This window comes from Streptomyces sp. YKOK-I1 (assembly GCF_054660435.1).
The window spans coordinates 3277816-3301808 of the sequence record NZ_BAAGDR010000001.1 but is presented as its reverse complement, the minus strand read 5'-3'; the positions used below and the strand labels follow the sequence as shown (position 1 = coordinate 3301808).

The following is a 23993-nucleotide window of genomic DNA, read 5'->3' as shown; positions in this document are numbered from 1 at the left end:
GGACCCCCAGGTACGGCGGCTCCTCCTCCGGCCGGCCCGCCGCCGAACTCGTCCTCGACCGGCAGGAGGAATCGGTGGCCTCGCTCCGGCCCTTCGCCACCCCGCTCGTCCTCGGTGCCTTCCGCGACTACGCCGGAACCCTCGTCAAGGCGGGCGTGGCCGAGCCCCAGCCGACGGACAACGGCGACACCCTCTCCTACCCCTGAGCCTGCTCGTCTTCGTCGCCAACCGCGACGGCACCCCCGGCACCCAGCGAGTCCATCGCCCCCTCTCCCTCATCTGCGAACACCAGTACCTGGCCCACCAGATCGCCTACCACGACGAACTCGGCCGCCAGGACACCCGGCGCGTCCTGCTCCACCCCACCCCCTACGCCCTCACCGAACCCCTTTATCCGTCTACGAGTTGAGCTCGGCCAGCACCCGCAACGTCCCCGGATCCGGAGCCACCACCAGCAGATCCGTCACCGGCCCCTTCCGCCACGCCTCGAGCCGCTCCGCGATCCGCTCCCGCGGACCGACCAAGGAGATCTCGTCCGCGAAGGCGTCGGGCACCGCCAGCACCGCCTCCTCCCGCCGCCCCGCCAGGAACAGCTCCTGAATCCGCCGCGCCTCCTCCTCGTACCCCATGCGCCCCATCAGATCGGCGTGGAAGTTACGGGTCGCGTGCCCCATGCCCCCGATGTAGAACCCGAGCATCGCCTTCACCGGCAACAGCCCCTCGGACACATCGGCGCACACCGCGGCCCGCACCAGCGGCGCCACGACGAACCCCTCCCGCAGCCCCTCCAGCCCCGGCCCGTACGCATCCGGTCGGCTCGGCGACCAGTACAACGGCAGCCACCCGTCCGCGATCCGCACGGTCTGCGCCACGTTCCGCGGCCCCTCCGCACCCAGCAGCACCGGCAGATCCGCACGCAACGGATGAGTGATCGACTTCAGCGGCCGCCCCAGCCCGGTACCGTCCGCTCCCCGGTACGGGTGGGAGTGGAACCGCCCCTCCAGCTCCACCGGCGCACGCCGCGCCAGCACCTGCCGTACGACCTCCACGTACTCCCGGGTCGCGGTCAGCGGCGACTTCGGGAACGGCCGCCCGTACCAGCCCTCCACCACCTGCGGACCCGACAGCCCCAGCCCCAGCATCATCCGCCCGCCCGACAGATGGTCCAGCGTCAGCGCCTGCATCGCCGTCGTCGTGGGGGAACGCGCCGCCATCTGCGCCACCGCCGTCCCCAGCCCGATCCGCGAGGTCCGCGCCGCGATCCAGGTCAGCGGAGTGAACGCGTCCGACCCCCAGGACTCCGCCGTCCACACCGATCCGTACCCGAGCCGCTCCGCCTCCAGCGCCAGCTCCACATGACCGGGCGCGGGGCCACGACCCCAGTAGCCGAGCGCGAGACCGAGCCGCATAGCCGCCTCCTGACGAACCGTCAGATCCGGGACCGGGCTGCGACTGTACGACAACGGCCCCCCACCCGGAAGGGCGAGGGGCCGTGTGAAGGAGTGCGGCGAGGACCGCGAACTCAGCCGCGCTGGATGCCCGAGGTGTCCCGCAGCACACCACGCCGCCCGTCCTGCGTCTGGGCGACCAGACCCTGGGCCCCCTGCTCGACCGCGAGGTACCACGTACCCGGCGCCAGCTCCGCGATCGGCATCGGCGCACCGTCCTCCGCGTACAGCGGCCGCGGCACCGGCACCGCGAACCAGAACGGCGAGAAGTCCGGCGCCGGCGGCTGCGCGGCCGGCCCCGGCTGCCCCCCGAACGCCTGCCCCGGCTGCGGCTGCCCACCGAACCCGCCCGGCTGCTGAGCCCCCGGATACCCGTAACCGGCCGGCGGCTGGGCCCCGTACGGCTGAGGCGTCGGCGGCTTGGGCGCGGGGACGAGCCCGGCCTGCAGAGCGGGCACGAGGGGGGTGGCGACGGCGGCACCGGCCATGATCAGGGTGGCGATCAGGGCGATGATCAGGCCCGTGCCGGCGCTGGGGGCGTTGGAGCTGCCCTCGAAGTTGTCCAGGCCGCCCACCGGGTCGATGACGTTGCCGAGAGCGCTCCACGCGGCGAACACCGCGAACGCGACGCCGAAGGGACCCAGCTCCAGACCGGCCACCTTGCGGGGCTGCGGCAGGGCGCGGGAGACGACGACGAGCGCGGCACTGATGAGACCCGCCAGGACGACGCTGAGGAGAACCGGTCCGTTCGACCACAGGCTCGGGATGTCGATGCTGTCGGAAGCGCCGTCGTACGAATAGTTGTCGAGGAACGACGCGATGAACAGCAACACCGCTGCTCCGATCACCACGCCGTCGCCTCGAGTGAGGGAGCGGATATTCACTTCAGGTCCTTCGTCAGTCGTCTCGTCGTCATCGGTACGTCCGGTTCAGGCGTCGCTGTCACCATGCCGCCCTCGGGCCCCGGTGTGAAGCGCGTGGAACCCCCTGATCGCAGGGACGACACTATCGCCCGCGCGATCGGACTGTCCGCCGGGATCAGCGTGCGGATCACTACCCGCCCAGGAAACTCACGATTCCCTCAGAGATCCCCTGCGCCGCCGTCTGCCTCCGGGCGCCGCTGGTCAGCGGTGCCGTGTCCTTGGTATCGCGCGGGGGGCCGAACTCGATGAACGCGTGGGGAACCGTTGACAGATTGAGACCGCGCAGGCCCTCACGTGTGACGAGACCGGCGCTGTACCGAGGCGGGAGAAGGCCTATCGGTCGTCAATTCCCCAAGAAATCCGAGATTCCCTCGGAGATGCCCTGCGCCGCCCTCTGCCGCCAGGCGGCGCTGGTCAGCAGGGCCGCGTCCTTGGTGTCGCGCATGTTGCCGCACTCGATGAACACCTTGGGCACCGTTGACAGATTCAGACCGCCGAGGTCCTTGCGGGTGTCGAGGCCGGTGCCGTCGCCGATGTAGTTGGACGGTGAACTGCCCGTGCTGTGCGCGAAGTCGGCCGCGATCAGCTTCCCCAGGTCCTTCGACGGGGCGACGATCGACCGGGTGTCGGCGGCGCCCTCGTGCACCAGGCCCGGCAGGATCACATGGAAGCCCCGGTTGCCCTCCGCCGATCCGTCCGCGTGGATCGACACCACCGCGTCGGCATGCGCCGCGTTCCCGATCCGGGCCCGCTCGTCGACGCACGGACCGAACGGCCGGTCCCCGTCCTGGGTCAGCTTCACCGTCGCGCCCTGCTCCTGCAACAGCGTGCGCAGCCGGTGCGCCACATCGAGGGTGAACCTCGCCTCGCTGTACCCCGAGTTGGTGGACGTCCCCGTGGTGTCGCACTCCTTGAGGTTGGTGCCGATGTCGACCTTGCGGTTGATCTCGGCGGTGTGCTGGGAGTTGGTGACGTTGTGCCCGGGGTCGATGACGACGACCTTGCCCTTGAGGGGGGTGGCGGGGGCCTGGCCGGGGGAGGCAGCGGAGGCGGAGGCCGAGGAGGAGAGGGTGTCGGCCTTGTCGTCGGGGATGGCGCCGGAGGGTGAGCCGACGGCCCCTGTCGGGGCCCCCGCCCCCGCCGCCCCGTTCCCGCTGTTCCCGCCGTTTCCCGATCCGCCCAGCGCCTCGTACACCAGCCATCCCAGCAGCGCCCCGGGCACGAGCGCGGCCAGCGCCACGGTCAGCGTGCGCCGCAGCGGTGAGCGGCGTGGCCGAGGTGAGCCGTAGGGGTCGTACGGGTCGGTGGGGCCGAAGGGCTCGGAGTGCGGACCGGTGTAAGACACGCCCGCCACCCTAACGGGCACCCCCGCCCGGACCCGGGAACCGCGCCCCCGCCCGGCCGCCGCGCTGTCCCGTCACCTCCGCCGGCCTGTACTCCGTGCCTTGCGGGGCCAGGCAGACGAACCAGTCGTACGGGGAGCCGGCAGGTCACCTGCCCGGCGGTCTTGGCCACATGGCCGATCACCAGGCGCCCAGGTCCGCCGGAGGCCGGGGCGAGGGGGACCGCGACGGCGTCGATGTCCTTGCCCGCCATGGTCTCGTCCCGGCCGTTTGGCCAGGCGCTTCTGCCGACCGGCTCCCCGGGGGTGTTCCCGCCCGGGGCCCAGCCCTACCCCGCCATCGCGTTCATCGAGGAACGGGCGTCCTCGACGTCGACCGGCGCCGGCCGGACATCGAGGGTGACGCGCCATTCCGCGCCCTGGTCCGTGCCGGTCGCGAGGATGCCCCCGGCGAGGGGCCGGAGCGGCGCCGCGGCCGGCGGCCGATGACGAAGGCCTGGAACTCGGTGTCCCCGGCCTGTTTCGATTCCCCCTTGTGCGCCTCCTGGATATACGAAGGAGGCCATGAGGGGGGCGGACCGTTGCCTCAGGCGGTGACGGAGTGTGCGGAGATTCTCCGGGGGAGCCACAGGAGCATCAGCAGCGCCCCCACCAGCAGCACCCCCGTCCCCGTCCGGAAGGCCAGCGCGTACCCCGCCGTCAGGGCCTGCGGCGTACCGATGCCGCCGGTGCGGGCCGCCGCGAGGGTGGACAGGACCGCCAGGCCCAGTGAGCCGCCCATCGTGCGCGAGGTGTTGACCAGGCCCGAGACCAGACCGGCCTCGCCCGGAGCGGCCCCGGAGGTGGCCAGTGAGGCGAGCGGGGTCGAGGCCAGGCCCGCGCCCAGCATCATCAGCACGCCCGGCAGCATGATCCCGGTGACGTACCCGGTGTCGGCGCTCATCGTCGACTGCCAGCCGAAGCCGACCGCGGCGACGAGCGTGCCGAGCGTGGCCACGGTGCGGGCGCCGGCCGTCCGCATCAGACGGGGCGCGAGTTTGGATCCGAGGATGATCGCCAGGGAGCTGGGCACCAGGGCGAGACCGGCCTCCAGCGGGTCGTAGCTGAGGACGTTCTGCGCGTACAGCGTCATGAAGAACCACATCGAGAACATCGCGGAGCCGCACAGGAACATCGCCGCGTTAGCCGACGACACCGAGCGCAGCCGGAACAGTCCGAGCGGCATCAGCGGGGCCGCCGTGCGCGCCTCGACGGCGAGGAAGAGCCCGATGAGGGCGAGTCCGGCGGCCAGCGGGACGAGGGTCGCCGCCGCGGTCCAGCCGTCGGCCTCCGTCCGGGAGACGCCGTAGGCCAGTGTGGCGAGGCCGGCGGTGACCAGGAGCGCTCCGGGGAGGTCCAGGCGCCGTCCGTCTCCGGCCCGGCTCTCGGCGAGGCCGCGCAGCGAGCCGAGCAGGACGACGGCTCCGACGGGCACGTTGATCAGCAGCACCCAGCGCCAGGACATCAGGTCCACCAGCGCCCCGCCGACCAGCCCGCCCGCGGCGCCGCCGCCCGCGCCGACCGCCGTCCACGTGGCGATCGCCCGTGCCCGCGCGGCCCCTTCGGGCACGGCGGAGGTGACGATCGTCAGCGTCGACGGGGCGAGGACCGCCGCACCCAGGCCCTGCACGGCCCGCGCGAGCAGGAGCTGCGGTCCCGCCTGGGCGAGGCCGCCTGCCAGGGAGGCCAGCGTGAACAGGGCGAGCCCGGTGAGGAACATCCGCTTGCGGCCGTAGAGGTCTCCGGCCCGGCCGCCGAGCAGCATGAAACCGGCGAAGGCGATGGCGTAGGAGTTCACCACCCACTGCAACGCCGAGGGGCTCATGCCCAGGTTCGCGCGGATCGAGGGGAGCGCGACGTTCACGACGGACACGTCCAGGACGACGAGGAACTGGCCGGCGCACGCGAGGGCCACGACCAGCCAGGCGGGGGCAGGGGTGCGGAGGGTTGTCCGGGGGCGGGTGGTGGCGGCGGACTTCAGCATGGGCGTCATGGTCTCAACCGGCTTGTGCCCCTTGCACCGGGATTTCGGCCCGGGCTGGTTTCCCAAGAGAAGCTAAAGAAATTGTTAGTACGCCAAAGCATCGGAATAGTTGCCCGTGCATACAGGTTCAGCTTCCACGTACCCCTGAACATCCCGCCCCGGAGGCCCCCACCCCATGACGCACACGACCGACCGGCCCACCCGCCAGGCGAGCGGAGCCGTCGTCCCCGTGCTCGCCTTCGCGGGCATCGTGGTCGCGGTGATGCAGACCCTGCTCGTCCCGGTCATCAAGGACCTGCCGCAGCTGCTGGACACCGCCCCGAGCAACGCCACCTGGGTCCTGACCTCCACCCTGCTGTCCGGCGCCGTCGCCACCCCGATCATGGGACGCCTCGGCGACCTCTACGGCAAGCGGCGCATGCTGATCCTCAGCCTCGCCGTGATGGTCGTCGGCGCCCTGGTCAGCGCCCTCACCAGCACCCTGCTCCCGATGATCGTGGGCCGCACCCTGCAGGGCTTCGCGATGGGCGCCATCCCCCTCGGCATCGGTCTGATGCGCGACATGCTGCCCCGCGAGAAGCTCGGCTCCGCGATGGCCCTGATGAGCTCCTCGATCGGCGTCGGCGGCGGCCTCGCCCTGCCCGCCGCGGCCCTGGTCGCCCAGCACGCCGACTGGCACGCCCTCTTCTACGGCGCCGCGGGCCTCGGTGTCCTCTCCATCGTCCTCACCCTCCTCGTCGTCCCCGAGTCCCCGATGCGCGCCGAGGGCTCCTTCGACCTGCCGGGCGCGCTCGGCCTCTCCGCCGGCCTCGTCCTCTTCCTGCTGCCGATCACCAAGGGCAGCGACTGGGGCTGGACCTCCGGCACCACCCTCGGCCTGTTCGCCGCCTCGGCCGTCGTCCTCGTCCTGTGGGGCGTGTACGAGCTGCGCGTCGCCGCCCCGCTGGTGGACCTGCGCACCACGGCCCGCCCCGCCGTCCTCTTCACCAACCTCGCCTCGATCATGGTCGGCGTCAGCTTCTACGTCGTCTCGCTCGTCCTTCCGCAGCTGCTCCAGCTGCCCACCGCCACCGGCTACGGCCTCGGCCAGTCCATGGTCGTCGCCGGACTGCTGGTCGCCCCGCTCGGCCTGACCATGATGTTCACCGCGCCCGTCTACGCCCGGGTGTCCGCCAAGTACGGTCCCAAGGTCACCCTGATCCTCGGCATGGTGATCATCGCGGTCGGCTACGGCGCCGGACTCGGCCTGATGAGCGCGGCCTGGCAGAGCCTGGTCATCGCGGTCGTCCTCGGCGCGGGCATCGGCCTCGCCTACTCCTCGCTGCCCGCGCTGATCGTCGGCGCGGTCCCGGCCTCCGAGACCGGCGCGGCCAACGGCCTCAACACCCTGATGCGGTCCATCGGTACGTCCGTGTCCAGCGCCGTCATCGGCATGGTGCTCGCCAACACCGCGAACGACGTGAACGGCGTCGCCGTCCCCACCATGCACGGCTTCCGCGTCTCCTTCCTGATCGCCACCGGCGCCGTCGCCGTCGGGCTGCTCTTCGCCCTGATGCTGCCGAAGGCGAAGCGGGCGCCGCAGGTGCTCGCCGGCAGCGCCGAGGACGAGATCGTCGAGCGCGCCGAGGAGGTGCTGCGTGGCTTCCGGGGGCTGGTGCTGGACGCCGTGGGCGCGCCGGTGGCCCGGGCCACGGTCACGCTGATCGACCACCGGGGGCGGCAGGCCGGGGCGACCGTCTCGGGCGAGGACGGGAGCTATGCGCTGACCGTGCCCGCGCGAGGGGCGTATGTCGTCGCCGCCAAGGCCTTCGGGCATGGGCCGCTCGCCTCGTCCGCGTCCCATCATGGGGAGGAGCGGGCCGTCGAGCTGGATCTGTCGCTGCCGGGGGAGACGGTTACCGCGTAGCGCCTGTGTGTGGGGCGGGGGGTGTCGTTGTTTTGGGGGTGCGGGTTCGTCGTGGCTTGTCGCGCAGTTCCCCGCGCCCCTGAAAGACCACCCCCCCCGCCGTCCCTGAGAGAGTGCCCCCGGCCGCTGAGAGACCACTTCCCGCGTCCTTGAGAGAGCGCCCCGGCCGTTGAGAGACCACTCCCCGCGTCCTTGAGAGAGCGCCCCCGGCCGCTGAAAGAACACTCCCCGCGCCCCTGAAAGTGCACCCTGGCGTCCCGGAAAGACCACTCCGCGTGCGCCCCTGAAAGTGCACCCCCGGCGCCCCTGGAACACCACTGCCGTACCCCCTGTCGCATGAGCGGGCGGGGGTACGGCAGCATGGGCCCGCTGATCCGACGTACGACCGAAAGGCACTCCATGCCCGGCGCCGCCGTCCCCAAGCCCGAGGTAGTCGCCGCGTTCGAGGCGGCCAAGGGGTTCATGCCTGTGGACGAGGGGCTCGCGTTGTACGCGGCTGCCGTCGAGGTCGGGGCGCTCGGGCTGCCGCTGCTGGAGGTCGGGACCTACTGCGGGCGGTCCACGGTGCTGCTGGCCGACGCGGCCCGGGAGGCCGGGGTCGTCGCGCTCACCGTCGATCACCACCGGGGCAGCGAGGAGCAGCAGCCGGGCTGGGAGTACCACGACCCGGAGACCGTCGATCCCGAGATCGGGCTGATGGACACGCTGCCCACCTTCCGCCGCACCCTGCACCGGGCGGGTCTGGAGGAGCACGTCGTCGCCCTGGTCGGACGCTCCCCGCAGATCGCGAAGATCTGGAACTCGCCGCTCGGTCTCGTCTTCGTCGACGGCGGTCACACCGACGAGCACGCCACCGCCGACTACGAGGGCTGGGCCCCGCATGTCGCCGAGGGCGGCCTCCTCGTCATCCACGACGTCTTCCCCGACCCCGTCGACGAGTTCACCGGGCAGGCTCCCTACCGGGTCTACCTGCGCGCCCTGGCCTCCGGCGCCTTCACCGAGGTCTCCGACACCGGCTCGCTGCGGGTGCTGCGGCGCACCCGCGCCGGGATCTGACCTTCTCCTGACGGCCCCGGCCCTGACGCCCCCTTGCGCTACAGCCAACCCTGGTGGCGGGCCTCGCGCAGGGCCTCCGTGCGGTTGCGGGTGCCGGTCTTGCCGATGGCCGCGGAGAGGTAGTTGCGGACGGTGGACTCCGAGAGGTGCAGCCGCGCCGCGATGTCGGCGACCGTCGCCCCGTCCGCCGACGCCTTCAGTACGTCGCACTCGCGGGCCGTGAGAGGGCTGGGGCCGGCGCTGAGCGCGGCCGCGGCGAGCGCCGGATCGACCACCGTCTCGCCGGTCAGCACCCGGCGGATCGCCTCCGCCAGCTCCTCCACCGGACCGTCCTTGACCAGGAACCCGGAGGCCCCCGCCTCCATGGCCCGGCGCAGATAGCCGGGCCGGCCGAACGTCGTCAGGATCAGCACCCGGCAGCCGGGCGCCTCCTCGCGCAGGACGGCGGCGGCGTCCAGGCCGCTGATGCCGGGCAGTTCGATGTCGAGCAGGGCCACATCGGGGCGGTGGACCAGGGCCGCGTCCACGATCGCGTCGCCGGTGCCCACCTGCGCGACGACCTCGATGTCCGGTTCCAGCCCCAGCAGCAGCGCCAGCGCCCCGCGCATCATGCCCTGGTCCTCCGCCAGCAGGACCCTGATCGAGCGGGCGGGACGGCGGTCGCGGGGCATCTCGTTCACCGGTCGGCCACCGGGCATGTCGTTCACGGCCCCAGCGTAGAGCCGGCCTGCAGGGACGGCACCTCCCTTGCGGGTGCGGCGAAGCCGACCACCGCGCGCGGTCGCTCCGGTCCCGGGAAGCCCGGCTCCACCGGGAGCTCCGCGGTGACCGTGAAGCCGCCGCGCCGGCCCGGGCCCGCCGTCAGCGAGCCGCCTGCCGCCGCCAGGCGCTCGCGCAGGCCGGTCAGGCCCGTGCCGGTGCGCTCGGTTCCGTAGCCGTCGGGGTCGGTGGCGCCCGTGCCGTCGGGGTCGGTGGCGCCCGTGCCGTTGTCGGTGATCGTGAGGGAGACCCGCTCCGGTGTCCCCGACACCGTGATCTCGCAGCGGGTGGCGCCGCTGTGCCGGACCACGTTGGTGACCGCCTCACGCACCACCCAGCCCAGCAGGGCGGCGGTCCGCGGTTCCACGGGCGAGCCCGACCGGTGCACCACCGGTTCGACGCCCGCCGCGGTCAGCGCCGAGTGGGCCCGGTCCAGCTCGGTCGCGAGGCTGCCCTCGCGGTAGCCGGTGACCGCCTCCCGTATCTCCGTCAGCGCCTGCCGGCCCACCGACTCGATGTCCGCGATCTGGGTCAGGGCCGCGTCGAGCCGGGCGGGGGCCAGCCTGCGGGCCGCCTCCGACTTCACCACGATCACCGAGAGGGTGTGCCCGAGCAGATCGTGCAGATCGCGGGAGAAGCGCAGCCGCTCCTGGTCGACCGCCTGACGGGCCAGCTCCTCGCGCGCCGCCCGCAGCTCCCGGACGGCTTCGGACAGGCTCAGGATCACGGCCGTCACGATCGTCGAGATCCAGGTGGCGTACGCGGTGTCCAGACCGCCCCAGCCCTCGCGGTGGAAGGCGACCGCGCCCGCCACGACAGCCAGCGCCACCCCGGCGAACTTCAGCGGCCGGCCGCGCAGGGACGCGCCCGTGGCGAGGCCCAGCAGCGGGAAGAACAGCACCCAGCTGCCGCCGTAGCCGAGGGCGAGGCCGATGGTCACCAGCGCCATGACGGCCAGCGCCACCCGGGTGGAGAGCGACTCCCGCTTCTCCTTCACGAAGGCGCGGAGGGCGACGTAGATGTAGCAGGAGTTGAAGGTGAGCACGCCCAGGCCGCCGAGCAGCGGGTTGGGGGTCTCGCCCTGGAAGAGGTTGGAGAAGGCGCCCATGCCCAGCAGCAGCCAGGGGAGCAGGGCGAAGGGGTGCGGCGGCGGGCCCGGGGGCTCGGCCTCTTTGCACTCCTGGCGCCGCTGCGCGGTTTGTCGTACGCGCGCACTCCAGGCCTCCGCCCGGGAGGCGAGCGCACGCCTCCGCCCGGACCGGTCCGCACCCGGTGTCGACCTCGTCATCTCTGCTGCCCCCGTTCCAGCGGTGTCCACATCCTCGACGCTACGGCCCCGGGCGGCGCTCCGGCAGATCGTGATGTCACCGGTCGGCCGGTACAAATGTCACAGCCCCGGGCCCTCCCGCAGGCCCGGCCGCCCGGATCTCCGCCACCATCCCTGCCACCGTCTCTGACACTCCGTCAGGAGCCTTCACAACTGTCGAGCCCTGGGCTATACAAAAGGCGCCGGACTGGAACGCGTTCTAGATCGGCGCGCGACGGCCTCGGTGCGCCCGATCGGTGCGGACGGTCGCACCGAGGTCTTGGACAGGACGACAGGACCGTGCCCTCGAAGGACACACAGGAGCCCCATGCCCATCGACGCAGCCAAGGCCCTCGCCGCCGAACCCCGGTCCGGCGAGATCTCCTGGACCCGTAAGGACGTCCAGCTCTACCACCTCGGGATCGGCGCCGGGACCCCCGCCACCGACCCCGACGAGCTGCGGTACACCCTGGAGTCGCGCCTGCACGTCCTGCCGAGCTTCGCCACCGTCGCGGGTTCCGGCTCACCCGGTGTGATCAGCGGACTGTCCATGCCCGGCGTCGACGTCGACCTCGCCCGCGTCCTGCACGGCGGCCAGCGCCTGGAGATCCACCGCCCCCTGCCGACCGAGGGCGCCGCCACCGCGACGGGCCGTATCGCCGCCGTGTACGACAAGGGCAAGGCCGCCGTCCTCGTCATGCGCACCGAGGTGGCCGACGCCGACGGCCCGCTGTGGACCAACGACGCCCAGATCTTCGTCCGCGGGGAGGGCGGCTGGGGCGGCGACCGGGGGCCGTCCGGACGCCTCGACCCGCCCGCCGGGGAGCCGGACCGGACCGTCGAGCGGGCCGTGCGCGAGGACCAGGCGCTGCTCTACCGCCTCTCCGGCGACTACAACCCGCTGCACGCCGACCCCGAGTTCGCCAAGCGCGCCGGGTTCGACCGGCCCATCCTGCACGGCCTGTGCACCTACGGGATCACCCTGAAGGCGGTCGTCGACACCCTGCTCGACGGGGACGTGAGCCGGGTGCGGTCGTACACCACCCGCTTCGCCGGGGTCGTCTTCCCCGGCGAGACCCTGTGCATCCGGATGTGGCGCGGGCAGGGCGAGGTACGGGTGGCCGTGAGCGCCGTCGAGCGCGACGACGCCGCCGTCCTCGCCGACACGATCGTCGAACACTCCTGAACTTGAACCCGAACCCGACAGCGAACCCGATACCGAACCCGATACCGAACCCGATACCGAACCCGACACCGAACCCTGGACGCCCTGAGGGGAGCCGCACCATGCGCGCAGCCGTACTGCACGAGATCGGCCAGGACAAGCTGGAGGTCCTCGACGATGTCGAGGCGGTCGGGTTCGGCCCGGGCCGGGTCAGGATCCGGGTCCGGGCCACCGGGCTGTGCCACTCGGACCTCTCCGCGATGGGCGGGGTGCTGCCGCAGCCCGCGCCGTTCGTGCCCGGACACGAGGGCGCGGGCGAGGTCCTGGAGGTGGGCGAGGGCGTCACCCGGGTGAAGCCCGGTGACCGGGTGGTGGTCTGCTGGCTGCCCGCCTGCGGCGCCTGTCCCGCCTGCAAGCGCGGCCAGACCGAACTGTGCCTGGCCGGGTTCATGAACGCGGGAACGCCCAACTTCCGGCGTCCCGGAGGGGATGTGTTCGGTTTCGCGGGCACCGGCACCTTCGCCGAGGAGGTCGTCGTGGACGCGGGCTGCGCGGTCCCGATCCCCGACGACGTGCCCTTCGACATCGCCGCGCTCATCGGCTGCGGGGTGACCACCGGCCTGGGCGCCGCGCTCAACACCGCCGACGTGGCGGCCGGTTCGTCGGTCGCCGTCATCGGCTGCGGCGGGGTCGGCATCTCCGCCGTGCAGGGCGCGCGGCTCAAGGGCGCCGCCGAGATCGTCGCCGTCGATCCCGTCGCCTCCCGCCGTGAGTCCGCGCTCCGGTTCGGCGCCACGCGGGCGGTCTCGCCGGAGGAACTGCCGGGCGCGAAGCAGGAGGTCACCGGCGGCGAGGGCTTCGACTACGTCTTCGAGGTCGTCGGCCGTTCCGCCACCGCCCGCACCGCCTACGAGAACACCCGGCGCGGCGGCACCCTCGTCGTCGTCGGCGCGGGCGCCATGGACGACCACCTCCAGCTCAACATGTTCGAGCTGTTCTTCGACGAGAAGCGGATCCTGCCCTCGATGTACGGCGGCGGGGACGTCCTGACCTCCTACGAGCGGACCATCGCCCTGTGGCGGGCCGGCCGGATCGACCTCGCCGGGCTCATCACCCACCGCGTCCCGCTCGCGGAGATCAACGAGGCCCTGGACCAGATGCGCACCGGGACCGCCCTGCGCACCTGCATAGAGATCTGAGGGGCGGACCCACGGATGGCGGACCCACGGACGGCACAGCTGTCACTGCCACTGGAAGGGCTCACGGCGATCGTCACCGGGGCCGGGCGCGGGCTCGGCCGGGCCGAGGCACTGGAACTGGCCCGGCTGGGAGCGGCGGTCGTCGTCAACGACTACGGGCAGCCCGGGCGCGACGGCTCCGGCGAGGCGTCTGCGGGCCCGGCCGAGGAGGTCGCGGCCGAGATCCGCGCGGCAGGCGGCACCGCCCTCGTCCACACCGGCGATGTCTCCGACTTCCGGCGCGCCCGTGACCTGGTCGAATCGGCGATCACGGAGTTCGGCAGGCTCGACATCGTCGTCAACAACGCGGGCATCCTGCGCGACCGTATGGTCTTCTCGATGGCGGAGGGTGAGTGGGACTCGGTGATCCGGGTCCACCTCAAGGGCCACTTCAACACCACCCGCTTCGCCTCCGCGCACTGGCGGGAGCGGTCCAAGGCGGCGGGCGCCCCGGTGTACGGGCGGATCGTGAACACCTCCTCGGAGGCGTTCCTCGCCGGATCGGCGGGGCAGCCCAACTACGCGGCGGCGAAGGGCGGGATCGTCGGACTGACGACGTCCAGCGCACTGGCGCTCGCCAAGTACGGCGTGACGGTCAACGCGATCTGTCCGCGCGCCCGGACCCGGATGACGGAGGACGTCTTCGCCGGGCTCGACCGGCCCGCCGAGGGCCTCGACCCGCTCGCGCCCGAGCATGTCGCGCCGCTCGTCGGGTACTTGGCGTCACCGGCCGCCGCACGCGTCAACGGGCAGCTGCTCGTGGTGCACGGCGGGATGGTCGCGGTGGTCGAACGGCCGCGGGTGCGGGCGAAGTTCGACAGCAAGGGGGACACCTTCGGCTTCGAGGAGCTGGACGCCGTCCTGGGCGCCCACTTCGCGGACCGGCCGACGGACGAGACGTTCGCGGCGGCGGAGGTGCTGGGCCTGAAGAGGGAGCAGCCGTGAAGCGCGTACCGCCGTAGGGCGTGATGTGCGAGGGGGCTCCGCCGTCCGGGTATGGACGGCGGAGCCCCCTCGGCGTACTGTCAGGCAGCCGCCTCGGCCTTGTCCTCGGCCGGCTTGCGGTGCCGCCCGCTGGGGGCCGTGGTGCCGTCCTGAGCCGAGACCTGACCCCGGTGCCGGCCGTGACCGGCCGCCTCCTGGGCGTCGGCGGACAGCGGCTGCGTCGTGCTTGCGTCGCTCATCTGGTGAGTTCACCCCGTCAACATGATCTTTCTTACAGCCGGGCGATTTTATCCGGCGCACCACGGGGCGAATCCAGGCGGCCACGCCAACCGCAGCTAGTTCGTTACAAGTCGGCCCAGGGGAGCCTGTTGCAACGGGACGGGGCGAGGCGTGGCGGGCTCCGGAAGCGTCACTTCCGGTGTGGCCGGCTCCGGTTCCACGGGCGTGGCCGGCGGGATCAGGTGGGCCACCGCGCAGGGTTCGTCCCGGGTGGCGTACGGCAGTCTCAGCACGCCGTCCGGTGTCCACAGGCCGCTGCCCGCCAGCCAGCCCTCGGGGGCGGCGAGTTGATGGAGCTGCCGCTCTGCGGGGCGCCAGGTGCCCACCCAGGTGCCGAAGGAGCCGTCGACGCGCAGCGCCACCCCGCAGCGCTCCGGGAGCAGTACCTGGCCGGGCTGGACCGCGAACGGCGTGAGCGCGCAGTCGGGCAGCCGCAGGGACTCCGGGAACCGGACCGGCAGGGTGCTGCCGAGCACGCCCCAGCCGAGCCGGGGCGCGCCGGGGGAGGGGGCGTCCGAGCGGATCAGCAGCAGGCCGCTGTCCGGGTCGGCGAGCAGCAGCCGGTCGTCGCTGTCGGCGGCGATCTGGAGCAGCGGGGAGACCTCGCCGAGCTCCAGGTCCACCACGACCGTCTTGGTGCGGCCGCCCAGCTCCCGGTCCAGGGCGAGCATGCGGCCCGTACGGTCCAGCCAGACACCGCCCGAGCAGCGGCCCGGGACCACGGCGACCCGCTCGGGGCCGAAGGCGCCGCCGGCCACCAGCCACACGGTGCTGGTGCGCTCGCCCACGGCGAGGGCGTAGGCGCGCTCGCCGCAGGGGGCGGGGGGAAGCAGCCGCAGCCGGGCCCGCGCGTCCGGGCACTCCACGGCGCCCAGGGGGAGCTCGCCGGTGCCGGGACCGGTCGGGTAGAGGAGGGAGAAGGTGTGCCGGTCCTGGACGTACCGGCGGATCAGCACCCGGCCGTCGGCCAGCGGCTGCACCTCCGTGCCGGGCTCCTCCGGCTGGTGGACCGGCAGCGGGACCGCGTAGGGCTCGGGGCCGTCGAGGGTCCAGCGCTCCGGGAACCACGCGTCGGGGTGGGGTCCACGGGCGAGGCGGGCGGCGTAGGCGCCGTCCGCGGTGATCACACAGGGGGCCGGGGGGACGGGCGGGACGGGGTCCTCGTCGCCGCCCTCCGCGGTGGGTTCGATGGCACAGGCCGTCATGGGTGGGTCACCTCCGCCGAAGAAGCTAGTTTTCGCACGCGCGGACGGGGGAGCCGGAGGCGGGGGGCTTCCCTCGTACGAGTGGTGCAGAAGCGATTCATCAGAGGCGGATGGGGTGGCTGTGCTGTTCCCTGCGGGGCGCGGGGCTTGACGCGGCGGTGGGCGTGGCGGGGGCGCGGTCGGGGGTGGTGAGGCGGACGCGGAGGGGGACGAGGTCGGGGGCACGGCTGAGGGGAGTTGCGGTGGGCGGGGTGGGGGCGTGGTTGGGGGAGGTGAGGCGGACGTGGCTGGGGCACGGCCGAGGGGAGCTGCGGTGGGCGTGGCGGGGGCGCGGCTGGGGGATGCGGCGGCGGACGAGATGGGGGCGCGGCGGGGACGTGATCGCGGACGCGGCGGGGGATGCGGCGGAGGGAGCGGCGCGGCGGGGAGCGGCGGGACGTGACGGGGGATGCGGCGGGCGGCGTGGCGGGGATGCGGCGGCGGATGTGACGGGCGGCGTGGCGGGGCAGCGTCGGGGACGCGGCGGCGACGTGGACGGGGACGTGACGGGCGGCGCGGTGGGGATGCGGCGGGCGGCGTGGCGGGGCAGCGTCGGGGGCGCGGCGGCGACGTGGACGGGGACGTGACGGGCGGCGCGGCCGGGACGTGACGGGGGGACGCGGCGGGGCGGCGCGGCCGGGACGTGACGGGGGGACGCGGCGGGGCGGCGCGGCCGGGACGCGGCGGCGGACGTGACGGCGGACGCCACGGGCGGCGCGGCGGGGACGCGGCGGGGAGAGCGGTGGTGTCACGCGCACACGCTCCCGGCCGTCCCAGGTCCGCAGAGCGGCCAGGTAGCCTTTTCCCCGTGCCCCGTCTGTCTGAAGTCATCGCCGCGCTGGAGAACCTGTGGCCCGCCGAGCGGGCCGAGTCCTGGGACGCGGTCGGCACCGTCGTGGGGGAGCCGGATCAGGACGTCTCCCGGGTGCTGTTCGCCGTCGACCCCGTCCAGGACGTCGTCGACGAGGCGGTGAAGCTCGGTGCCGGCCTGCTCGTCACCCACCACCCCCTCTATCTGCGCGGGACGACGACCGTCGCGGCCTCCACCTTCAAGGGCCGGGTCGTGCACACCCTCATCAAGAACGACATCGCCCTGCACGTCGCCCACACCAACGCCGACACCGCCGACCCGGGCGTCAGCGACGCCCTCGCCGGCGCGCTCGACCTGCGGGTCGTACGGCCCCTCGTGCCCGACGCGAGCGACCCCCAGGGACGGCGCGGCCTCGGCCGGATCTGCGCGCTCGACCACCCGGTCACCGTCCGCGAGTTCGCCGCCCGCGCCGCCGAACGGCTGCCCGCCACCGCGCAGGGCATCCGGGTGGCCGGCGACCCCGAGGCGCTCGTCCGCACGGTCGCCGTCAGCGGCGGCTCCGGGGACAGCCTCTTCGACCATGTCCGGGCCGCCGGCGTGGACGCCTTCCTCACCGCGGACCTCCGTCACCACCCCGCCTCGGAGGCCCGCTCCCACAGTCCTCTCGCGCTGCTCGACGCGGCGCACTGGGCCACCGAATGGCCCTGGTGCGAGCTGGCCGCAGCCCAGCTCGACGAGATCTCCGACCGCAACGGATGGGGCCTCAGGGTCCATGTCTCGCGCACGGTCACCGACCCCTGGACCGCCCACGCGGCGTCCACCACCTCTAGCGCAATGGGAGCCCCCAACTGAACGCCGCGCCCGCCGACCAGATCCGCCTCCTCGACGTCCAGGCCCTCGACGTCCGCCTCCAGCAGCTCGCCCACAAGCGGAGGTCGCTGCCCGAGCACGCCGAGATCGAGTCGCTCACCAAGGATCTGACGCAACTGCGCGACCTGCTCGTGGCCGCGCAGACCGAGGAGAGCGACACCGCCCGCGAGCAGACCAAGGCCGAGCAGGACGTGGACCAGGTGCGCCAGCGCGCCGCCCGCGACCAGCAGCGCCTGGACTCCGGCGCGGTCACCTCCCCCAAGGACCTGGAGAACCTCCAGAAGGAGATCGTCTCCCTCGCCAAGCGCCAGGGCGACCTCGAGGACGTCGTCCTGGAGGTCATGGAGCGCCGTGAGTCCGCGCAGGAGCGGGTCGCCGAGCTGACCGAGCGGGTCGGCGCCGTCCAGGGCAAGATCGACGACGCGACCGCCCGCCGTGAGGCCGCCACCGAGGAGATCGACGGCGAGGCCGCCTCGGTCACCAAGGAGCGCGAGGTTGTCGCCGCGTCCGTCCCCGCCGACCTGCTCAAGCTGTACGACAAGCTGCGCGAGCAGCAGGGCGGCATCGGCGCGGCCAAGCTCTACGCCCGCACCTGCCAGGGCTGCCGCCAGGAGCTCGCCATCACCGAGCTGAGCGAGATCCGCCAGGCCGCGCCCGACACCGTCGTACGGTGCGAGAACTGCCGTCGGATCCTCGTGCGCACGTCCGAGTCCGGGCTGTAAGGGGGCCGCGGCGTGCGGGAGTTCATCGTCGAGGCGGACGGCGGGTCGCGGGGCAACCCCGGGCCCGCTGGGTACGGCAGTGTCGTGATCGACGCGGCGACCGGGGAGACCCTCGTCGAGCGCGCCGAGTTCATCGGGGTCGCCACGAACAACGTGGCGGAGTACCGGGGGCTGCTGGCCGGTCTGCGCGCCGTCCTCGAACTCGACCCGTCGGCGACGGTGCGGGTGCGGATGGACTCCAAGCTCGTCGTCGAGCAGATGTCGGGCCGCTGGAAGATCAAGCACCCGGACATGAAGCCGCTGGCCACCGAGGCGGCCCGGCTGCTCCCGCCCGCGCAGGTCACCTACGAGTGGATACCGCGCGAGCGGAACAAGCACGCCGACCGGCTCGCCAACGAGGCGATGGACGCGGGTCGGCGCGGTGAGCAGTGGGACCCGGAGGCGTCCCGGGCCGCCCTGGCCACGGCCGCGCCCACCCGGGCCGCAGCGGCGTCCGCACCGGAACCCGCCGGCCCGCCCGGAGACGCGGCGGCGGGCGCGGCAAGGGCCCGCGAGGCGCTGGCACAGGCGCGTGTACCGTCCTCGGCGGAGGCTGATGTGAGGGATACCGACTCGACGGCGACGGCGACGGAGACCGAGACGACTAGCCCGACGGGCGCTGCGGCACCCGGGTCGGCCGCCACCGGGTCGGCCGCCACCGGAACGGCCGGCGCCGCCGACACCGACCCCACCGCCGTCCCGACGGTCACCGCCGTCCCGACGGTCACCGCCGCTCCCAAGGCCGCCGCCGATCTGCGGGCGGCCCGGACGGTCGCCACCCCCGCCCGCAAGCCCTCCGTCGGCTGGGGTTCCGCCCCCGATCTGGGTGCCCCCGCCACCTTCGTCCTGCTTCGGCACGGCGAGACCCCGCTCACCCCCCAGAAGCGGTTCTCCGGCCGGGGCGGCACCGACCCCTCCCTCTCGGACGTGGGCCGGGAGCAGGCCGAGCGGGTCGCGGCGGCGCTCGCCCGGCGCGGCACGATCCAGCACATCCTCGCCTCCCCGCTGGCCCGCACCCGTCAGACCGCCGGTGCCGTCGCCGCCCGCCTCGGTCTGGAGGTGACGATCGAGGAAGGGCTGATCGAGACGGACTTCGGCGCCTGGGAGGGCCTCACCTTCGGCGAGGTCCAGGAGCGCCACCCCGAGGACCTGACCCGGTGGCTCGGCGACCCCGAGGCCGAACCGACCGGCGGCGGCGAGAGCTTCGCGGCCACCGCAGCCCGGGTCGCCGCCACCCGCGACAAGCTGGTCGCGGCGTACGCGGGCCGTACGGTCCTGCTGGTCACCCATGTGACCCCGATCAAGACGTTCGTCCGGCTCGCCCTGGGCGCCCCGCCCGAGTCCCTGTTCCGGATGGAACTGTCGGCGGCCTCGCTCTCGGCGGTGGCGTACTACGCCGACGGGAACGCCAGCGTCCGTCTCTTCAACGACACGTCCCACCTGCGTCCCTGAGCCGGGAGGCGGCGCGCGCCAGGTCCTCGATCCGGGCCCAGTCCCGCGCCGCCACCGCGTCCGCCGGAAGCATCCAGGTCCCGCCCACGCAGGCCACGTTGGGCAGCGCGAGGTACTCCGCCGCGTTGTCCGGGCCGATCCCGCCCGTCGGGCAGAAGCGGGCCTGGGGGAGCGGCCCGGCGAGCGACCGCAGATACGCCGTACCCCCCGCCGCCTGCGCCGGGAAGAACTTCATCTCCCGCACGCCGCGCTCCAGCAGCGCCACCACCTCGGACGTGGTCGACACCCCCGGCAGACACGGCAGCCCGGACGCCCGCATCGCGCTCAGCAGCCCGTCCGTCCAGCCCGGGCTCACCAGGAACCGCGCCCCCGCCGCCGCGCACGCCGTCACCTGCTCCGGCGCGATCACGGTCCCGGCCCCGACCACGGCCTCCGGGACCGCCCCGGAGATCTCCCGGATCGCGTCGAGCGCGACCGGAGTCCGCAGTGTCACCTCGATCGCGGTCAGCCCGCCCGCCACCAGCGCCCGCGCCAGCGGCACGGCGTCGGACACGTCGGCGAGGACCACGACGGGCACGACCGGCGCCAGATCCAGTACCGAGGCAGCCAAAGAGACGGAGGCAGCCGAAGAGACCGAGGCAGCCGAAGAGGAGGGCGGCGGTGAGGTCATGCGCCTCATCCTGCCCTCGGGGTGCAGCACACGCAAAGGTCATTGCACATGCTGCAACAGCCCTGGTTGTCGGTTCAGTGCACCTCGTCCACCAGCACGTCCAGCGTCCAGGGCGTCCCCGCCCGCGCCGGCTCCCCGACCTCCACCACGTACCCGAGCCCGCGCAGCGCCTCCACCAGCTCCGCAGGGCCCTGCGGCGCGATCCCGGCCGCCAGCAGGCTCCGTACGATCCGCCCCTTCGTCGCCTTGTTGAAGTGGCTGACGACCTTCCGGGTCGGCGCGTGCAGCACCCGTACGGTCGCGGTCCGCCCGGCCACCTCGCCCTTCGGCTTCCACGCCGCCCCGTACGCCGCCGACCTCAGGTCGAGCACCAGACCGTCCCCGGCAGCCTCGGGCAGCACGTCCGCCATCGGCGCACGCCAGTGCGTGCCCAGCGCGCCGAGCCCCGGCAGCCTCACCCCCATCGAACAGCGGTACGACGGGATCCGGTCCGTCACCCGGACGGCGCCCCACAGCCCGGAGAACACCAGCAGCGACCGCGCCGCCCGCCTCTTCGCGGTCGCGTCCAGCGAGGCCAGGTCCAGGGCGTCGTACAGGACCCCCGTGTAGACCTCCCCGGCCGGGCGGGCACCCGCCGTGCGCAGTTCCGCGTTCTTGGCGACCTCGCCGCGCAGTCCCTCGCTGAGCCCCAGCACCTCGCGCGCCTTCTCCTCGTCGCTCGCGCACAGCTCGGCCAGCTCACCGAGCACGGCTTCACGGGCGGCGGTCAGCCCCGGCAGCGCCAGCGACTCCAGCTTCAACGGCGCGCCACGACCGGACGAGGCCTTCCCCTCGGAGGGCGGCAGCAGGACAAGCACGGGGTTCTCCTTCTCGGTGGGGCTCCGGGACAGCGTACGGCGTGCCACCGGGCCGCCCTCGCCCTACGCTCGCCGTATGCCCCGCCGCCACATCCGCGTGACCGGTGCCCCCGAAGCCGCCCTGCGGGAGGCCCTCGACCGGCTGCGCACCGAGCTCGGGGCGCCGCCCGCCTTCCCGCTCGGCGTCCTGACCGAGGCGGAACGCGCGGCCAGGGCACCCGCCCTGCCGCCGTACGACGCCACCGGTATCCCGTTCCTCACCATCGACCCGCCCGGCGCCACCGACCTCGACCAGGCACTGCACCTGTCCCGGCAGGGCACCGGCTACCGCGTCCGGTACGCCATCGCCGACGTCGCCGCCTTCGTCGTACCCGGCGGACCGGTGGACGAGGAGGCCCACCGCCGCGTCACCACCCTCTACTTCCCCGACGGGAAGCTCCCGCTGCACCCGGCCGTCCTCAGCGAGGGCGCCGCCAGCCTGCTGCCCGGCCGGGACCGGCCCGCCGCGCTGTGGACCGTGGACCTCGACGCGGACGGCCGCACGCTCGCCGTCCACCTGCGCCGCGCCCTCGTCCGCAGCCGCACCCGGCTCGACTACGCGGAAGCCCAGCGGCGGATCGACGCCGGGACGGCGGAGGAGCCGCTGAGCCTGCTCGCCACGGTGGGCCGCCTGCGGGAGACGCTGGAGGCCGAGCGCGGCGGCATCTCCCTCAACGCCCCCGAACAGGAGATCGCCGAACGGAACCACGGCTACGAGCTGACCTACCGCGCCCCGCTCCCCGTCGAGGGCTGGAACGCCCAGCTCTCCCTCCTCACCGGCATGGCGGCGGCCGATCTGATGCTGGCCTCGGGCACCGGCATCCTGCGCACCCTGCACCCCGCCCCCGACGGCGCCGTCGGCCGGCTGCGCCGCGTCGCGCACGCCCTGCGCATCGACTGGCCGCACCACGTCTCGTACGCCGCACTCGTCCGCTCCCTCGACCCGCGCATCCCCGCCCACGCGGCCTTCCTCCAGGAGTGCACGACCCTGCTGCGAGGCGCCGGCTACACGGTCTTCCGCGACGGGAGACTGCCGGACATCACCACCCACTCCGCCGTCGCCGCCCCCTACGCCCACTGCACGGCCCCCCTCCGCCGCCTCGCCGACCGCTACGCCACCGAACTCTGCCTCGCCGCCGTCGCCGGCGAGCCCCCGCCCGAAGGCGTCCTCGCCGCGCTGGACGCCCTCCCGAAGGAGATGGCCGAGGGCGGACGCCGCGCCAACGCCGTCGAACGGGCCTGCGTCGACCTGGTCGAGGCGGCGCTGCTCGAGGACCGGGTGGGCGAGGTGTTCGAGGGCTGCGTGGTCGACCTGGACGACCACCACCCGACCACCGGCACCGTCCAGCTGGAGTCCCCGGCGGTCGTCGGCCGCGTCGACGGCGACCCGCTCCCCCTGGGCGAACGCCTCCGCGTCCGCCTCACCGCGGCCGATCCGGCACACCGGACGGTGCGTTTCGCTCTCGCGTGAGGGCGTGCACAACGGCTTGTACGACGGCTTGTACGAGACTGTCGGCGTCGTCGGCGTGCAGCCGGACGAGGGTGATGTCCCGGCGGCGGCCGAGGAGGGTGAAGTGCGCTACGGGCTCGGTCAGTTCCAGGGTCAGGGACGTCTGTGACCCGACCGCGAGGTTCAGCTCGCCGTCGGCGCGCTCATGGGGATGGGCGCGCTCACGCCGTACCGCCGCGATCCGCTCCAGCGGGATCCGCAGATCGACGTGGCCGGCGTACCGTACGCGCAGCTCATCGCCGTACAGGACGTGCGGCCGCACCGCCGTCGCGGCGTACAGCCCGACGACGAACAGCAGGGTGTACACGTCGAGGACCAGCACGACCCGGTGCGCGGTGGGCCACTCGCGCAGCAGCACCGACATGGTGAACGTCTCGACGACACACACGAACCCGAACCCGGCCATCACCGCGCCCTGCCCCCGCGCATACCCGAACGCCCGCCCGTCCCCGACCCCGTGCAGCCGCCGGGCGACCCACAGCACCAGGCTGACGAGAAGCCGTATCTCCTGCACGACAACGGTCCGGACCACTCTCAAGACTCCTCCGTGAGGATGCGCAGGGTGCGGCGGACGGCCTCCGCCTGGGCCGGGGCGAAGTCGGCGTACAGGGCGCGCAGGAACGCGTGCTCGTGGTCGACGACGGCGCTGTCCGGGAGCAGCTCGCGCGGGGTGCACTCGGCGAGCCGCCGGGCGGCCGCCTCCACCCGGGGGTCGTCGGCGTCGGCGTCGGCGAGCGCGTCCAGCAGGGCGTACGCCTCGTCGACGCGGGCCACCGCCTCCGGTGACTCCAGGAGCGAGTCGAGGGCCGTGAGCAGCCGTTCCCGTTCGGCCGGGGGAGCGGCCGTCTCCATCAGCGCGAGGACCTCGCGGTCCAGGGCGGCCATGGGGGAGTCGGCGAGCCGGCCCGCGGTCCGCGCGAACAGCGCGGCCAGCTCCGGGGAGACCGGCCCCTCGGCGGGCAGATGCTCCGCCTCCAGCAGCACCCGCAAGCGGGCCCGCCGCTCCCGGATCGCCGCCTCCTGCCGGGCCAGGTCCTGATCGAGCTCGGCGAGGACCTCGACGAGATCCTTGCCCGTGTCGTGTGCGGCCGCGTCCTCGGCGAGGACGTCCCTGATCTCGGCCAGCCCGAGCCCCAGCTCGGTCAGCCGCCGGATCCGCGCGAGCACGACCGCGTGCCGCAGCGTGTAGTCCCGATACCCATTGGCCAGCCGCTCGGGCTCGGGCAGCAGCCCCAGATGGTGGTAGTGCCGCACGGCCCGCGTGGTGACGCCGACGGCCTCGGCGAGTTCTCCGATCCGCATGTCCCCCAGTAGAGACGTTGACGTCGCGGCAGGGTCAAGCGCGGGCGGTTCGGCGCCGTGCCCGACCGCGGCCGTGATCCTGTGCCA

The 23993-nt window shown here is 73.6% G+C and carries 23 protein-coding genes; 10 read left to right on the top strand and 13 right to left on the bottom strand.

Annotation, left to right across the window (positions count from 1 at the left end):
- The first annotated feature begins 74 nt into the window (after nucleotides 1-74).
- Nucleotides 75-206: a hypothetical protein gene (locus ACYQ8Q_RS14255; RefSeq protein ID WP_460065015.1), complete on the top strand. Its 132-nt coding sequence runs from the start codon at nucleotides 75-77 to the stop codon at nucleotides 204-206.
- Here the strand turns inward: ACYQ8Q_RS14255 and ACYQ8Q_RS14250 are convergent.
- The 5 genes from ACYQ8Q_RS14250 to ACYQ8Q_RS14230 all read right to left on the bottom strand — a co-directional run bounded on the left by ACYQ8Q_RS14250 (nucleotide 197) and on the right by ACYQ8Q_RS14230 (nucleotide 5745).
- Nucleotides 197-361: a hypothetical protein gene (locus ACYQ8Q_RS14250; protein WP_460065013.1), complete on the bottom strand. Its 165-nt coding sequence runs from the start codon at nucleotides 359-361 to the stop codon at nucleotides 197-199. The two genes, ACYQ8Q_RS14255 and ACYQ8Q_RS14250, sit on opposite strands and share 10 nt — an antisense overlap.
- Nucleotides 362-398: 37 nt before the next feature.
- A complete protein-coding gene (locus ACYQ8Q_RS14245) occupies nucleotides 399-1409 on the bottom strand; it encodes an LLM class F420-dependent oxidoreductase (RefSeq protein ID WP_460065011.1) in 1011 nt (336 codons plus the stop codon).
- A 113-nt stretch (nucleotides 1410-1522) separates the two neighbouring features.
- Complete coding sequence (locus tag ACYQ8Q_RS14240) at nucleotides 1523-2332, bottom strand: DUF5336 domain-containing protein (protein ID WP_460065009.1); 810 nt, start codon at nucleotides 2330-2332, stop codon at nucleotides 1523-1525.
- Nucleotides 2333-2714: 382 nt separating this feature from the next.
- The gene (locus ACYQ8Q_RS14235; RefSeq protein ID WP_460065007.1) at nucleotides 2715-3716 is read right to left on the bottom strand and encodes an N-acetylmuramoyl-L-alanine amidase; all 1002 of its coding nucleotides are present in this window, start codon (nucleotides 3714-3716) and stop codon (nucleotides 2715-2717) included.
- A 583-nt stretch (nucleotides 3717-4299) separates the two neighbouring features.
- Nucleotides 4300-5745, bottom strand: a complete 1446-nt coding sequence (locus ACYQ8Q_RS14230; RefSeq protein WP_460065006.1) for a DHA2 family efflux MFS transporter permease subunit — start codon at nucleotides 5743-5745, stop codon at nucleotides 4300-4302.
- 166 nt (nucleotides 5746-5911) lie between these two features.
- Between ACYQ8Q_RS14230 and ACYQ8Q_RS14225 the strand changes: the two genes are divergently transcribed.
- Both ACYQ8Q_RS14225 and ACYQ8Q_RS14220 read left to right on the top strand, forming a co-directional pair.
- Nucleotides 5912-7642 (top strand): MFS transporter, encoded by a 1731-nt coding sequence (locus ACYQ8Q_RS14225; protein WP_460065004.1) that lies wholly within the window; start codon nucleotides 5912-5914, stop codon nucleotides 7640-7642.
- A gap of 399 nt (nucleotides 7643-8041) precedes the next feature.
- Nucleotides 8042-8698, top strand: a complete 657-nt coding sequence (locus tag ACYQ8Q_RS14220) for a class I SAM-dependent methyltransferase (protein WP_460073314.1) — start codon at nucleotides 8042-8044, stop codon at nucleotides 8696-8698.
- A 38-nt stretch (nucleotides 8699-8736) separates the two neighbouring features.
- On the opposite strand, the gene ACYQ8Q_RS14215 is transcribed toward ACYQ8Q_RS14220, so the two are convergent.
- Nucleotides 8737-9369, bottom strand: coding sequence for a response regulator (locus ACYQ8Q_RS14215; RefSeq protein WP_460073312.1), 633 nt, complete (start codon nucleotides 9367-9369; stop codon nucleotides 8737-8739).
- Nucleotides 9370-9401: 32 nt separating this feature from the next.
- Nucleotides 9402-10745 carry a sensor histidine kinase gene (locus tag ACYQ8Q_RS14210; protein ID WP_460065002.1) on the bottom strand — a complete coding sequence of 448 codons (1344 nt, stop codon included), beginning with the start codon at nucleotides 10743-10745 and terminating at the stop codon, nucleotides 9402-9404.
- Between the two features lie 346 nt (nucleotides 10746-11091).
- On the opposite strand from ACYQ8Q_RS14210, the gene ACYQ8Q_RS14205 reads away from it, so the two are divergent.
- The 3 genes from ACYQ8Q_RS14205 (at nucleotide 11092) to ACYQ8Q_RS14195 (ending at nucleotide 14111) form a co-directional block, all read left to right on the top strand.
- Nucleotides 11092-11949: a MaoC/PaaZ C-terminal domain-containing protein gene (locus tag ACYQ8Q_RS14205; RefSeq protein WP_460065000.1), complete on the top strand. Its 858-nt coding sequence runs from the start codon at nucleotides 11092-11094 to the stop codon at nucleotides 11947-11949.
- Nucleotides 11950-12050: 101 nt separating this feature from the next.
- Nucleotides 12051-13127: a Zn-dependent alcohol dehydrogenase gene (locus ACYQ8Q_RS14200; protein ID WP_460064999.1), complete on the top strand. Its 1077-nt coding sequence runs from the start codon at nucleotides 12051-12053 to the stop codon at nucleotides 13125-13127.
- A 39-nt stretch (nucleotides 13128-13166) separates the two neighbouring features.
- Entirely contained in the window at nucleotides 13167-14111 is a 945-nt protein-coding gene (locus ACYQ8Q_RS14195) for a 3-oxoacyl-ACP reductase (protein WP_460073310.1), read from the top strand.
- A gap of 80 nt (nucleotides 14112-14191) precedes the next feature.
- Here ACYQ8Q_RS14195 and ACYQ8Q_RS14190 read toward each other — a convergent pair whose 3' ends face one another.
- Nucleotides 14192-14350, bottom strand: coding sequence for a hypothetical protein (locus tag ACYQ8Q_RS14190; protein WP_460064997.1), 159 nt, complete (start codon nucleotides 14348-14350; stop codon nucleotides 14192-14194).
- 96 nt (nucleotides 14351-14446) lie between these two features.
- On the bottom strand, nucleotides 14447-15595 hold the full coding sequence (locus ACYQ8Q_RS14185; protein WP_460064996.1) for a hypothetical protein: 1149 nt from the start codon (nucleotides 15593-15595) through the stop codon (nucleotides 14447-14449).
- Between the two features lie 847 nt (nucleotides 15596-16442).
- On the opposite strand from ACYQ8Q_RS14185, the gene ACYQ8Q_RS14180 reads away from it, so the two are divergent.
- From ACYQ8Q_RS14180 to ACYQ8Q_RS14170, 3 genes are read left to right on the top strand one after another with little or no spacing between them, the layout of a single operon-like run.
- Nucleotides 16443-17297: a Nif3-like dinuclear metal center hexameric protein gene (locus ACYQ8Q_RS14180; RefSeq protein ID WP_358998298.1), complete on the top strand. Its 855-nt coding sequence runs from the start codon at nucleotides 16443-16445 to the stop codon at nucleotides 17295-17297.
- Nucleotides 17294-18037 (top strand): zinc ribbon domain-containing protein, encoded by a 744-nt coding sequence (locus ACYQ8Q_RS14175; protein ID WP_460073308.1) that lies wholly within the window; start codon nucleotides 17294-17296, stop codon nucleotides 18035-18037. Before ACYQ8Q_RS14180 ends, ACYQ8Q_RS14175 begins: the two co-directional genes overlap by 4 nt.
- 12 nt (nucleotides 18038-18049) lie before the next feature.
- On the top strand, nucleotides 18050-19528 hold the full coding sequence (locus tag ACYQ8Q_RS14170; RefSeq protein WP_460064995.1) for a bifunctional RNase H/acid phosphatase: 1479 nt from the start codon (nucleotides 18050-18052) through the stop codon (nucleotides 19526-19528).
- Here ACYQ8Q_RS14170 and eda read toward each other — a convergent pair.
- Nucleotides 19500-20198 (bottom strand): bifunctional 4-hydroxy-2-oxoglutarate aldolase/2-dehydro-3-deoxy-phosphogluconate aldolase, encoded by a 699-nt coding sequence (gene eda / locus ACYQ8Q_RS14165; RefSeq protein WP_460064994.1) that lies wholly within the window; start codon nucleotides 20196-20198, stop codon nucleotides 19500-19502. The two genes, ACYQ8Q_RS14170 and eda, sit on opposite strands and share 29 nt — an antisense overlap.
- A 74-nt stretch (nucleotides 20199-20272) precedes the next feature.
- Entirely contained in the window at nucleotides 20273-21055 is a 783-nt protein-coding gene (gene yaaA, locus ACYQ8Q_RS14160) for a peroxide stress protein YaaA (protein WP_460064992.1), read from the bottom strand.
- A 76-nt stretch (nucleotides 21056-21131) separates the two neighbouring features.
- On the opposite strand from yaaA, the gene ACYQ8Q_RS14155 reads away from it, so the two are divergent.
- Complete coding sequence (locus ACYQ8Q_RS14155; RefSeq protein WP_460064990.1) at nucleotides 21132-22565, top strand: RNB domain-containing ribonuclease; 1434 nt, start codon at nucleotides 21132-21134, stop codon at nucleotides 22563-22565.
- Here the strand turns inward: ACYQ8Q_RS14155 and ACYQ8Q_RS14150 are convergent.
- Together ACYQ8Q_RS14150 and ACYQ8Q_RS14145 are read right to left on the bottom strand one after the other, a co-directional pair.
- Nucleotides 22516-23142, bottom strand: a complete 627-nt coding sequence (locus tag ACYQ8Q_RS14150) for a hypothetical protein (protein WP_460064987.1) — start codon at nucleotides 23140-23142, stop codon at nucleotides 22516-22518. The genes ACYQ8Q_RS14155 and ACYQ8Q_RS14150 overlap by 50 nt on opposite strands.
- A complete protein-coding gene (locus tag ACYQ8Q_RS14145; RefSeq protein WP_460064984.1) occupies nucleotides 23139-23906 on the bottom strand; it encodes a MerR family transcriptional regulator in 768 nt (255 codons plus the stop codon). Before ACYQ8Q_RS14145 ends, ACYQ8Q_RS14150 begins: the two co-directional genes overlap by 4 nt.
- Nucleotides 23907-23993: the final 87 nt, after the last annotated feature.